Raw genomic sequence first — 13054 nt, 5'->3', positions numbered from 1 at the left:
TTCTATTTTCTTTATTCTTTTCTCTTTCTTTCAGAAAAGCGAAGATAGTTTTTTGTTGGGAAAATTAAAAATAGATTATTTTCTGTGATTTAAATCAGAAAAAAGCTATAAGTTTAAAAAAAGGAGTATTATTGTTTCATCAAAACTAACTACCAAACAAACCTAAACCAACATGAAAAATAGTGTCTTTTTTGTATTTCAATTTCTTTTTGTATTCTTAATCAGTTTTAAATTATCCGCTCAAAATCAAGTTATCACGATTACATCAAAAGTAAATGATGATAAAAGTGTCGATTTGAATTATGAGAAAAAAGTTCCCGGAACTTACACTGTAAATATTGAACTTTCGAATGTAACCAATTGCGATGTTACAAGTTACGAAGGAATTATAACCGGGTATTCCGGAACCGTTACAAGACTGAGACCAAATGATAAATCTCGAGGAATTGGCTATGCAATTCGTTATTCTACGATTATGGGAGAAATTAACCCTAAAGTTGATAGTTTGTTTCATTATACATTACCATTCAAGAACGGAAAAAAGATAAAAGTTTATGAAGCAGGAAATATTGGCGAAAAATTTTTAGGGCAAGAAAAAGTTTCAAATTGGAAATCGTATGTTGTTCATCCGGAAAAAGCAGATACGATTTGTAGTATGAGAAAAGGAATTGTCGTTTTGGTCAAAAACGAATACGATAATAATCCCAATTTGAAAGTTCATTATACCAGTATGCGAAATATGATTACTGTAGAACATGCTGATGGCACGTATGCTACTTATAAAGGCTTTAAAAAGAACGGAATATTTGTAAAATTAGGTCAAAATGTTGATCCTCAAACGAATTTAGGTATTGTAGAATTGTATGATAATGAAGGTTACCGATTGGATTTTAACGTTTATTATTTGTCCGGCAATATTTTTAAAACTGAAAAAGTATCTATAAAAAATCAGAAAAGTAATTTTAAGTTTATCACACCGGTTTTTGTTACACAGGAAGGTGATGTTCAGATAGAAGCAAAAAAAGAATATACAGTATTGTCTAATGAAGCTGTTATAACGAAAGAATTTTCAAGGTCTGAAAAGAAAAAATACGCAAAAGAACATGCTTTGTCTAAGTAAATTGCTTTTTGGGGTTGCCTTATTTAATTTTAAAATTGAATTTAAAGCTTAGAAAATAATACCTTTGAAAAAATAATTTCTAAAAAAAAATGACAACACATTTAGCACTTTTACGCGCCATCAACGTTTCTGGTCACAATATGATAAAAATGGAAGCTTTGAAAACCATGTTGGAAAATATTGGTTTTACAAATGTGCGCACTTATTTGCAATCCGGAAATGTTTTTGTCGATACTGAGGAAGAAAGTGCTTCTAAAGTTGGTTTTATAATCAAACAGGAAATTTTTAAGGTATTTGGACATGAAGTTTATACTATTGTCATTAAAAAAGAAGACCTGGAATTGTGTTTAAAAAACAGCCCTTTCTTAAAAGAAAAAGATATAGATACAAAAAAACTATATGTTGCTTTTACTTCGGTTGAATTAAAGAAGGAAAATATAAACGATTTAAAAATCAGTCAGTTTAAACCGGATGAAGCCAGTATTGACGGAAACAGAATTTTCATTAAATATGCTGTTGGAGCCGGAAAAACAAGACTTGAAGGTAAATATATCGAGAAAAAACTGAATGTTATCGTAACGATGCGAAATTGGAATACTGTTACGAATTTGCTGAATATGTATTCAGAATAATTTTTAAAATTAGAAAATTTTCTAATAATTAAAATTAATCCCTTAACCATTTTTGCATTACAGGAAAAGCTTCTTTGCCTTCTTTAAGTGCAAGATCTTTACTTAAGGTAAGTCCAATCCATTCTAAAAAAGGCAATCCAATATAATTTTCATCACTAAAATTCGAAATAAACCAATCCGAAGCACCTTTATAGCCATTAGGATGAAATACAAAGTCAAGGGGCAATTGTAAATAGTTTGCAGCAGCAAAAGACCATAAAATTGCTGCTATTTCTTCGGCCTGAGTTGGCCATTCCGGCGACATTTCGCTTGTTCCAACTGTATTTCTTTCAGAAGATGTAGTGACGGCTAAGTGTCCCGCTTCGTGCAAAATATCGCCAGGATATAATAATTTATCATAATCAATACAAATGCAATTTTGCCCCAGGCTTAATCCGGGTAAAAAACTTTCGTTTACTTCTTTTTCAATGACATCAATTCCTATTTCAGTAAGGAATTCTAAAACCTTTTTTATTTCTGAACTAATTTCTTTTACAGGCATATTATGGTTTAATGAAATTAATATTGGGATTAAAACTGAATTAAATAAATTATTTTTCGACAGCTATTATTGGAGTTCTTTTTAAGAAGATGGTATCACAATTATGAACAGCTCCTTTTCTGATTCCGCCTCCAAACGGATTAAATAATTGTATTGATTTATTTTCGTAACCGTCTTTAATAATTGCTTCATTTACCGTTAATGGCGGCGCTTCATACCCTATAAAAGTAAACTCAGAATAACGTAATTCTTTTAATTGAAAATAGCCCTTTGAGTCTGTTAGATTTTCTCCAACTTTGCAATTTTCAATTGGTTTTCTACTGATAGAATCATAAATATAACCCGTAATTTGTGGTCTCTTGCAACGGCTTACCAAACAGCTCTGGCATGTCAAAGCGATAGTTATCAATAGCATAAGTTTGCAAAGCCTTTTGAAATAGAATATTTTCATCTTTATTGAATTAGATCACAATACCAAAATCCAAAATCAAAAGCGTCGCTGGCACTTGTATCGCAAGCAGTATTTGAGGAATCTTCGGTTTTAGGCTTTTCGTATTTTCGATAAACAATTTCGCCCATTTCAAATTGTACAGGTTCTGAAAAAATCGGACCATCAAAAGTAAAAGTATGAAATTCGCCATTTTCACCGCAAACGTCTACATTCTCAGGTAAATCGTTTATGAATTCCTGATCGATAATTCGGCCAACAAAACTTTTATCGAGATAACGTTCGTTTACACAAACCACAATTGTTTTAAACCCTAACGAAATAAATTCCTGAATTAAATCCTGGGTTGGAATTTGCCAAAGAGGAAAAACACCTTCAAAACCCATTTTTGCCAATTGATTTTCTCGGTATTGGCGTAAATCTTCGAGGAAAATATCACCAAAAATCGAATGTGTGATTCCTTCGTTTTTTAATGTGGCTAAAGTTTCAGTCATCACATTTTCATACACTTCCATTGTTGGCATTTCAGGAATTTGCATGATTTTAAGAGGTAAACCAATGCTTTTAGCCTGCGCTTCTAATAATTCGACACGAACGCCGTGCATAGAAATTCGCTGAAATTGCTGGTTTACACTCGTAAGTAAATATTCGATTTTAAAATCAGGATTGTGTAATGTTTTATATAATGCCAAAGCAGAATCTTTTCCGCTGCTCCAGTTAAATAAGGCTTTTTTTGGTGTTGACACTTTGTTGTAATTTTCTAAGGTAAACATACAAATTTCATTCGATTTGTTGATGAAACCTTTGTAACTTTGGGATTCTTACACGCCAAAAAATGACATTATTTCAAGATAAGTTTAAAATGGATTCAAATAGATTGAAAAATTGGGATTATTCCAGTTCAGCAGTTTATTTTATTACTATGGTCACTCAAAATAGAGAATATCTTTTTGGATCTATTGAAGAGGATAAAATGATTTTAAACAAAAACGGTCAAATTGTAGAAAATGAATTATTGAAATCTATAAAAATTCGTAAAAATTGGTTTTTTCATAATTGGATTGTCATGCCAAATCATATTCATTTATTGATAGAAATTCAAAATAATGAAATTGATACAGAAACAAATAATTTACATACAGATATCCAAAAGAGAGAAATTGAAAGATTGCAAATTGAACGATCGCATATCGTAGAGACGCACAGCAGTGCGTCTACGTCCGGCACATCGACAACAGATATTGCGGCAAACAATTTGACAAACAATTTGACAAACAGTTCGACAAATAATGTGACAAACGTTGCGAAGACGCACTGCAGTGCGTCTCTACAGAATAACCATGAGAATAATTACGCGAATAAATATGGATATGAATTATCTCGAAAACCCAATTCTATATCATCATTTGTTGCTATCTTTAAATCGGTAACTACAAAACAAATTAATGGATCTGCTTCGATATGGCAATCTAATTATCATGACCATATCGTTCGTAATTACAAAAGATTCGAAACTATTTATAATTATATAAAAACCAACCCAAGTTCTTGGGAAACGGATTCTATGAAACTTTAATTCTCAATGAAATATATCCTCTTATTTATTACCAGTTTCGTTTTTGCACAACAAACCCAATTTGTCGATTTTAAATCGGTTAACGGGCAATTGAAATTAAATGCCACAGATAAATCGGTTTACGGAATTGTCGATTATCGATTTGAGGTTTTAAAACCCATTGATACGATTAAAATCGATGCCAAAAACATGGAGTTTTCTCATGTTCAGCTTGATAATAAAGACGTTGTTTATATTAATACCGGTAAAGAATTACAGATTGTGAATCATTTTCAGAAAGGGGAAAACCAATTGACTTTCGAGTATTCTGTTAAACCAAAACAGGCTTTGTACTTTATAAATATTGATAATACAGAAACTCAAATCTGGACGCAAGGTCAAGGAAGATATACCAGCAATTGGTTTCCGAGTTTTGATGACGTGAACGAAAAAGTCATCTTTAGCTTGGGCATCACATACGAGAAAGAGTATCAGGTTGTTTCGAACGGAGTTTTAAAAGAAAAGAAACCAGAAGGAAATTCCATTAATTGGCAATATCAAATGGAAAAACCAATGAGTTCTTATTTGTTGATGCTTGCCATTGGAAAATATGATAAAAAAGAATTTAAAGCAAAATCTAAAATTCCGTTAGAATATTATTTTGAGAATAAAGATGCCAGCCGTTTTGAGCCTACTTACAGATACTCAAAACGTATTTTTGATTTTTTAGAGAAAGAAATAGGAGTGAAGTATCCTTGGGAAATTTACAGAGAAATTCCGGTTCGCGATTTCTTGTATGCCGGTATGGAAAATACAACCACTACACTTTTTGCAACACGTTATATCGTTGATTCGATAGGTTTTACAGATCGTAATTATACCAATGTTGACGCTCACGAATTAGCGCATCACTGGTTTGGCGATTTAATTACAGCCGAAAGCAGTACGCATCACTGGCTTCAGGAAGGTTTTGCAACTTATTATGCCGCATTGGCCGAAAGGGAAATTTACGGAGATGATTTTTTCTATTCGAAATTGTATGAAACGGCGCAGCAGATAAAATTTGCTTCAAGAACCGATTCTGTTCCGGTTTTGAATGCCAAAGCGAGTTCATTGACTTTTTACGAAAAAGGTGCTTGGGCTTTGTTTGTTTTGCATGAATCTATTGGTGATAAAGCCTTCAAAAAAGCTATAAAAAGTTATCTGAAAAAGTATGCCTATCAAACGGTAAATACACAAAACTTCTTTGATGAAATCAAAAAGGTATCTGATTTTGATTTGGATAAATTTCAGAAAACCTGGTTAGAATCGACAGCCTTTGATACACCAACAGCGAATGCTTTATTGAGTAAAAATAAAGCAATTCAAGTTCGTTTAGAAGTTGACAAACTAAAGAAAACGCCATTGCCGGAGAAAATAGAATTTTTAAGGAAAACTTTAGAATCAAACGTTTACGAAACTGTAAAAGAAGGAATTGTAAGCCAAATAGAAACTGAAAAGTACGAAGTAAAAAAAGAACTTTTGCTAATCGCTTTGCAAACCAACAATGTGCAAGTCCGACAAGCTGTTGCAGGATCATTGTCGAAAATTCCGGAAGATTTTAGAACACATTATGAAACCTTACTAGACGATACATCCTATCAGACACAGGAAATTGCATTGTTTTATTTATGGAAAAACTTCCCGGATCATCGAACAGAATATTTAAACAAGTCTAAAAACTGGATTGGTTTCAACGATTTTAATCTTCGAACATTATGGCTTTCATTAGCATTATCGACTCCGGATTATAGCGATAATCCAGATGTTCTGGCCAATGAGCTAATTTCATTTTCATCTGTAAAATACGAAGCTACAACACGACAAAATGCACTTGAAAAACTCATCGCTTTCAAAATAATTAACGATCAGGTTTTAAGTAATTTAGTTAGTGCAACAACGCATCATATGTGGCAATTTTCAAAATACGGAAGAGATACAATTCGAGTTTTATTAAAAAATTCTGAGATGCGTGCTTCGTTTGAAAGAATTTTGCCTAATTTGAACCCCGAAGAACAATTTCAATTGAATCGTTTGTTGAAAGAGTAGAATATAGAAGTAAGAGAATAGAGTAAAGAGAATAGAGTAAAGAGAATAGAAGAAAGAGAATAGAAGAAAGAGAATAGAAGAAAGAGAATAGAAGAAAGAGAATAGAATATAGAGGATAAGGGCAAGAGTAAAGATTTAAAAACAAATAAAAAGTCTTTGCTCTTTATTCTTTAATCTATTTTCTAAATAAATACAAAACCTACAATAATATTTATGAGAGCATTGGTTATTTCTGGTGGAGGAAGTAAAGGGGCGTTTGCCGGTGGTGTAGCGCAATATTTAATAGAAGAAAAAAATCACGAATATGATTTGTTTCTGGGAACTTCTACAGGCAGCTTACTTATTCCGCATTTGGCCCTGGGGCATATTAAACAAATTCACTCTATTTATACCAATGTTACGATGGCGAATATTTTTAATATTTGTCCCTTTGTGATTAAAACCAAAGGAGGAGTAGATATTGTTACTATAAATCACTTCAATGTTTTACGTCAGTTTTTTAAAGGAAAAAGAACCTTTGGAGAAAGTAAAGGACTTAAGAAATATATCAGGAATAACTTTTCTTTATCAGATTTTAATAAACTAAAGAAACAGAAAAACGATGTTGTCATTACTGTCACCAATTTTACTAAAAACGAATCAGAATATAAATCGATAAAAGATTGTACTTACGAAGAGTTTTGTGATTGGTCTTGGATTTCAAGTAATTACGTTCCGTTTATGAGTTTGGTAGAGAAAGACAACTTCGAATATGGCGACGGAGGATTTTCAAGTCTGGTTCCGATTCGCGAAGCAATTAACCGTGGTGCAACCGAAATTGATGTCATTATTCTTGAAACCGAAGTGAATATGAATAAAACTGTTATTGGTAAAAATCCGTTTTCGTTAATGATCGATTTGTTCCGAATTGCATTAGATCAGGTTGAAAAACATGACATTGCTATAGGAAAACTGATGGCAAATAATAAGAATGTGAAACTTAACTTATATTACACACCCACAAAACTGACTGATAATGCTTTGATTTTTAATAAAGAAGTGATGAAAGAATGGTGGGAGCAAGGTTACGAATACGCTCAGAATAAGTCCGAAGTTATGAGTGATAATAGGTAATTTTAGCTTGATAATGATTTATGATAATATCTTTTGACCTTGATGATACTTTAATCTCAAATAAGTTTGAAATAGAAAAATCAAATTTGTTTCATCAATTTTTAGGTGCCGAAAGTTTGCGAAAAGGAACAATAGATTTATTTAAGGTATTAAAAAAACAAAATCATAAAATTTATATTTACACCACTTCATACAGAAGAGAATCCAGGATAAAATGGATGTTTTATTCTTACGGAATATCTGCTGATTTTATAATAAATCAGCAAAAGCATCAAAAAAAACTTCGTAAAACAAATGTTTATTGCTCGAAATTTCCGCCAATATTTAATATTGATATTCATGTAGATGATTCAGTTGGTGTTGAAAGAGAAGGCGAAAAATATGGATTTAAAACTATTATAATTTCTGAAACAGATGATAATTGGACTCAGACAATTTTGAAAGAAATAAATTTAAAAAATCAAATAGCATAGAGATAAAATTTCGAAAATATGAAAAATGTAATTGTATTTCTCTTCGTCTTCTTTAATATAAATGCCTTTAGTCAGAATAATATATGCAGAAGTTCTATTTGGGATAATTCAGAATTATTTCAGAAAAATGAAATAGATAAGTATGCCAATTATGATTTTTCAGGTTTATGGAATACAACTGAAAGTGATGCCGTTGTCGGTGTTATAGGCGATAATTACCAAAGAATATTGATAAAATTGACATCAATTAAAAGAAATGAAAAAAATAAAACAGAATATATAGTTCATGGTAAATCGAGTGTTAAATCGAATATTGGTGATTTTACAGGTACAATAACCATCGTAAAAATACAAGAACTAAAAAAGTCAAAATTTGGCGTTGATGATGAGTATAAAAATGCAGGTATAAAAAGCCAGGGATTACTGACGGCTAATTATAAGTTTGTTGAAAATAAAAGTCAAAAAAATACGGGAGAATTTCAGGGGAAACTGCAAACCATATTTTATATCAATAAACATAATTTAGTCAAATACAATGATATTGAAAGTTACAGAGATAACTATTTTAATAATGCATTTGTTGGTATATGGAAATCTAATAATTCCGGAAAAGATAAAATTTGCAATTGGGGAGATTATAGGGTTCCCAACGTAAATTGTGATTTTGATATTGGAGCTGGAGATCTGAGTATCTCTCAAAAATACTTAAAAAATGGATGGGAAGTTAAGCCAAAACAAAACTGGTGGAAATAAAAATCGATTGCAGATTTTAGATTTTAGATCGCCTAAGCATAATCTAAAATCTAAAATCTGAATTCTAAAATTAAGTTTACCACAACTCTGAAACTTCATTTTTAATATAAGCTAAAGCAGCATTACTTGGTGATTGTTTCTCTAGCAAATCATTCAAAATTACTTCGCGCAATTTATCTCCGCTGTCAACACGATCGCTCATGGCAGCTTTTCGGATGATTTGAATGGTTGAGTTTTTGGCAGTTGTGATAATTGTCCAACACTCGTCAGACATGTAAATTTGCTGTGTTAGATTATGTTCGAATTCTTGCTCGATCTGATCGATTAAAAAGTTTTCGTAATCGTGTTTTTCGTTTGATATTGGTGCAACTCTAATCAATAATTTAGTCAGGTTGATACGTTCCAAATATAAAGTCATGCGCTCGTAAGCCTGCAAACGTATTGGCAAAGATTGCTTTTGATATTCTCTGTTTAATAAAAAAGCACGTTTTTTATCGTTGTTTTTGATGTACAATTCAAAAAAACGATACGCCACGAATCCGGTAACAATGGCTGGTAAAGTATAACTGGCTAATTCTATAATTCTATTAAAATCCATTTGGTTCAAATTTTCAACAAAAATATACTTTTTGAGGAGAAATCCACTTTAATTTTTTTGTAATAAATAAAAATGGAAGTTTACTTTTGTAGGGATTTTTTAAAACCGCCTGAAACACAATAATAATGGATTCATACATCATATTTTTTCTTTGTTTAGCTGCATTTGCAGCCGGATTTATTGATGCAATTGTTGGCGGAGGAGGATTGATTCAGACACCAATGGGATTGATTTTATTGCCCAATTTGCCTGTTTCGACAGTTATAGGAACTTTGAAAATTCCTGCTTTTAGCGGAACTGCTTTTGCGGCTTTTCAATACATGAAAAAAGTAGTGATTCAGTGGAAGTTACTTTTGATCATGATGTGTCTGGCAGTTCCTTCGGCATTTTTAGGTTCTACTATATTAACATTGGTTAGCAATGATTTTATGAAACCTCTCTTGCTTGTGGTTTTATCGTTACTGTTTATATATACTTATGCGAAAAAGAACTTCGGTCAACATGTAGCCAAAGATCATTCGGCTACAACGCAAATTATTTATGCCGTTGTAATTAGTATCATTGTTGGCTTCTACGACGGATTTATTGGGCCGGGAACAGGAAGTTTTTTTGTGGTTGCCTTCATAGCGCTTTTGGGTTTTGATTTTTTGCACGCTTCCGCGAATGCTAAAATGGTAAATCTGGCAACTAATTTTGGCTCGATTTGTTTGTTTATGATCAAAGGAAAAATTATTTGGTCGATTGCAATTCCTATGGCTATTAGCAACGGACTTGGCGGATGGCTTGGTGCAAAACTCGCCATTAATAAAGGAAATGGTTTTATCAGGATTTTCTTTTTGATTGTGGTTGTGGGCACTTTGATACGATTTGCTTATGATGTATTTTATAAATGAAGGTGCTAAGACACTAAGATTCTAAGGTTCTAAGGTTTTTACTAATAGTTACGATGAAAACTTTATGAATTATTTGTCTTATCAATTAAATTCCGAAAAAAAACTTAGCATCTTAGAATCTTTGTAACTCAGCAACTTTCTTAAAAAAGCCAATTGTTTCTAATCTAGCCCCGATAGAGGCGGTATCCTCGCAGTGGAACGGAGAGATATAGCCGAAAGCGGGAACAATGTTTCATGAAAAGCTTATTGTTTTGCTTCAAAAAAAACTTAGCAACTCAGCACCTTAGTACCTTAGGAACTTTCTTTTTAAATTCTTATTTTTGCATCAATTATGGAGAAAAATTTCATGCAAAAATACATTGACCAGCTCAATGAAGCACAGAGACAGCCTGTTTTGAAGAAAGACGGGCCAATGATTATTATTGCTGGTGCAGGTTCAGGAAAAACCCGTGTTTTAACGATTAGAATTGCTTATTTGATGGCGCAGGGTGTTGATGCGTTCAATATTTTGTCGCTTACTTTTACGAACAAAGCTGCTCGTGAGATGAAACACAGGATTTCGGATATTGTGGGCGCCTCTGAAGCAAAGAATCTTTGGATGGGAACTTTTCACTCGATTTTTGCGCGTATTCTTCGTGCAGAGTCGGATCATTTGGGATATCCATCGAATTTTACGATTTATGATTCTCAGGATTCGGCGAGACTGATTTCTTCTATTATTAAAGAAATGCAGCTGGATCGCGATGTTTATAAACCAAAACAGATTTTAGGACGTATATCTAATTATAAAAATAGTTTGATTACGGTAAAAGCCTACTTTAATAATCCTGAATTGGTAGAGGCCGATGCAATGGCAAAAAGACCAAGGTTGGGAGAAATTTATCAGCAATATGTAGAGCGCTGTTTTAAAGCTGGAGCAATGGATTTTGATGATTTGTTGTTGAAAACCAATGAATTACTGACCCGTTTTCCTGAGATTTTAGCGAAGTATCAAAACCGTTTTAGATACATTATGGTTGATGAGTACCAAGATACAAATCACTCTCAATATTTGATTGTAAGGGCTTTGTCTGATAAATTTCAGAATATTTGTGTGGTAGGAGATGATGCGCAGAGTATTTATGCTTTCCGTGGGGCGAATATTAATAATATTTTGAATTTCCAGAAAGATTATGAAGGTGTGATCATGTTTCGTTTAGAGCAAAATTACCGTTCGACAAGAAATATTGTTGAAGCGGCAAATACTGTAATGGAACATAATAAAACAAAACTGGACAAAGTAGTCTGGACAGCAAATGATTTTGGGCAAAAGATAAAAGTGCATCGCAGTTTGACTGATGCCGAAGAAGGTCGTTTTGTAGCCAGTACGATTTTTGAACAAAAAATGCAAAATCAGCTTCACAATGGTTCTTTTGCAATTTTATATCGTACCAATGCACAATCACGTGCCATGGAGGATGCCTTGAGAAAACGTGATCTTCCGTATCGAATTTATGGTGGATTATCATTCTACCAACGTAAGGAGATTAAAGACGTTTTGTGTTATTTGCGTTTGGTAATTAATCCAAAAGATGAAGAAGCGCTTGTTCGTGTGATCAATTACCCTGCGCGTGGAATTGGTGATACAACGGTCGAAAAACTGACTATTGCTGCCAACCATTACAAACGTTCGATTTGGGAAGTGATGGTGAATATTGATAAAATCGACCTAAAACTAAACACTGGAACAAAGAATAAAATCAATGATTTTGTTACGATGATTCAGAGTTTTCAGGTGATTGATCAAAATCAGGATGCATTTTATATAACAGATTATGTGGCTAAAAAAACCGGATTGGTTCAGGAATTAAAAAAAGATGCTACTCCGGAAGGAATGGCAAAAATTCAGAATATCGAAGAACTTTTAAACGGTTTAAAAGATTTTACTGAAGGACAAAAAGAAATTGATGGTGCTAGAGGGGCTTTGTCTGAATTTATGGAGGATGTAGCGCTTGCAACTGATTTGGATAAAGACACATCTGATGAAGATCGTGTGGCATTGATGACCATTCACTTAGCAAAAGGACTTGAATTTCCTCATGTTTTTGTAGTGGGTATGGAGGAAGATTTGTTTCCGAGTGCGATGAGTATGAGTACCAGAAGTGAATTAGAAGAAGAACGTCGATTATTTTACGTAGCTTTAACTCGTGCAGAACATCAGGCTTATTTAACTTATGCGCAATCCCGTTACCGTTGGGGGAAACTGACAGATAGTGAGCCGTCACGTTTTATTGAGGAAATCGACGGACAATATCTTGAATATTTAACTCCGGCTGAAACAAATTACCGATACAAATCGCCTATTGATGGGGATATTTTTGGAGATGTAGACAAATCGAAATTACGTTTAGCAAAACCTATTGGATCAACACCGCCGAAACACGTTACTGATAATCAGCCAAAACCTGATTTGAACATTCGTAAATTGAAACCTGTTGCCGGTAATAATCCTAATAGTGCTGCGCCGAATTTATTCGATAATTCATTAACCATTGGAAATGTTGTAATGCACGAACGTTTTGGAAAAGGCGAAGTGGTTAATTTAGAAGGTGTTGGTGCTGATAAAAAAGCCGAAATAAAATTTGAAGTAGGAGGAATTAAAAAGCTATTGCTTCGATTTGCGAAATTAGACGTTATTGGGTAAAAGAGAAGAAAGAAAATAGATGCAAGAAAAAAGATTGGAGAAACTTAATTTTATTAAAATTTATCAGCTTTTTTAATTGTATTTATTTGGTATAATAACATAGGCATTGTTTACACTGAAAGTTTTAAAATGGATAAAGAATAATCTTTATTCTATA

13 protein-coding genes are annotated in these 13054 nt (G+C 32.8%); 9 read left to right on the top strand and 4 right to left on the bottom strand.

Annotated elements, in window-relative coordinates; translation table 11 throughout:
* Positions 1-172: 172 nt before the first annotated feature.
* The gene (locus ACIDC4_RS06310) at positions 173-1120 is read left to right on the top strand and encodes a hypothetical protein (RefSeq protein ID WP_412042236.1); all 948 of its coding nucleotides are present in this window, start codon (positions 173-175) and stop codon (positions 1118-1120) included.
* A gap of 89 nt (positions 1121-1209) precedes the next feature.
* Positions 1210-1752: a DUF1697 domain-containing protein gene (locus tag ACIDC4_RS06305; RefSeq protein WP_412042235.1), complete on the top strand. Its 543-nt coding sequence runs from the start codon at positions 1210-1212 to the stop codon at positions 1750-1752.
* A gap of 34 nt (positions 1753-1786) precedes the next feature.
* Here ACIDC4_RS06305 and ACIDC4_RS06300 read toward each other — a convergent pair whose 3' ends face one another.
* Genes ACIDC4_RS06300 through ACIDC4_RS06290 form a run of 3 tightly spaced genes read right to left on the bottom strand, consistent with a single transcriptional unit; the run spans position 1787 to position 3514 of the window.
* Positions 1787-2293 (bottom strand): hypothetical protein, encoded by a 507-nt coding sequence (locus tag ACIDC4_RS06300; RefSeq protein ID WP_412042234.1) that lies wholly within the window; start codon positions 2291-2293, stop codon positions 1787-1789.
* Between the two features lie 49 nt (positions 2294-2342).
* Positions 2343-2708 (bottom strand): peptidase associated/transthyretin-like domain-containing protein, encoded by a 366-nt coding sequence (locus ACIDC4_RS06295; protein ID WP_488381131.1) that lies wholly within the window; start codon positions 2706-2708, stop codon positions 2343-2345.
* A 38-nt stretch (positions 2709-2746) separates the two neighbouring features.
* Positions 2747-3514 carry a Dph6-related ATP pyrophosphatase gene (locus ACIDC4_RS06290; RefSeq protein WP_412042232.1) on the bottom strand — a complete coding sequence of 256 codons (768 nt, stop codon included), beginning with the start codon at positions 3512-3514 and terminating at the stop codon, positions 2747-2749.
* Between the two features lie 62 nt (positions 3515-3576).
* Here ACIDC4_RS06290 and ACIDC4_RS06285 point away from each other — a divergent pair, with 62 nt between their 5' ends.
* From ACIDC4_RS06285 to ACIDC4_RS06265, 5 genes are all read left to right on the top strand, one after another.
* Positions 3577-4317, top strand: coding sequence for a transposase (locus ACIDC4_RS06285; protein ID WP_412042231.1), 741 nt, complete (start codon positions 3577-3579; stop codon positions 4315-4317).
* A gap of 6 nt (positions 4318-4323) precedes the next feature.
* On the top strand, positions 4324-6384 hold the full coding sequence (locus tag ACIDC4_RS06280; protein ID WP_412042230.1) for a M1 family metallopeptidase: 2061 nt from the start codon (positions 4324-4326) through the stop codon (positions 6382-6384).
* A 213-nt stretch (positions 6385-6597) separates the two neighbouring features.
* Complete coding sequence (locus tag ACIDC4_RS06275; RefSeq protein ID WP_412042229.1) at positions 6598-7497, top strand: patatin-like phospholipase family protein; 900 nt, start codon at positions 6598-6600, stop codon at positions 7495-7497.
* Between the two features lie 20 nt (positions 7498-7517).
* Positions 7518-7970, top strand: a complete 453-nt coding sequence (locus tag ACIDC4_RS06270) for an HAD family hydrolase (RefSeq protein WP_412042228.1) — start codon at positions 7518-7520, stop codon at positions 7968-7970.
* A gap of 18 nt (positions 7971-7988) precedes the next feature.
* Complete coding sequence (locus ACIDC4_RS06265; RefSeq protein WP_412042227.1) at positions 7989-8723, top strand: ecotin family protein; 735 nt, start codon at positions 7989-7991, stop codon at positions 8721-8723.
* Positions 8724-8799: 76 nt separating this feature from the next.
* Here the strand turns inward: ACIDC4_RS06265 and ACIDC4_RS06260 are convergent, their stop codons facing one another.
* A complete protein-coding gene (locus ACIDC4_RS06260; RefSeq protein ID WP_412042226.1) occupies positions 8800-9321 on the bottom strand; it encodes a DUF7935 family protein in 522 nt (173 codons plus the stop codon).
* 125 nt (positions 9322-9446) lie between these two features.
* Here ACIDC4_RS06260 and ACIDC4_RS06255 point away from each other — a divergent pair, with 125 nt between their 5' ends.
* Together ACIDC4_RS06255 and ACIDC4_RS06250 are read left to right on the top strand one after the other, a co-directional pair.
* Positions 9447-10214, top strand: a complete 768-nt coding sequence (locus ACIDC4_RS06255) for a sulfite exporter TauE/SafE family protein (protein WP_412042225.1) — start codon at positions 9447-9449, stop codon at positions 10212-10214.
* A gap of 346 nt (positions 10215-10560) precedes the next feature.
* Positions 10561-12897: an ATP-dependent helicase gene (locus ACIDC4_RS06250; RefSeq protein WP_412042224.1), complete on the top strand. Its 2337-nt coding sequence runs from the start codon at positions 10561-10563 to the stop codon at positions 12895-12897.
* Positions 12898-13054 lie beyond the last annotated feature (157 nt).

Source organism: Flavobacterium sp. C3NV (assembly GCF_046825355.2).
Classification (GTDB): domain Bacteria; phylum Bacteroidota; class Bacteroidia; order Flavobacteriales; family Flavobacteriaceae; genus Flavobacterium.
Note: the sequence above shows the minus strand (reverse complement) of the source record. Positions and strands in the feature narration are given on the sequence as shown.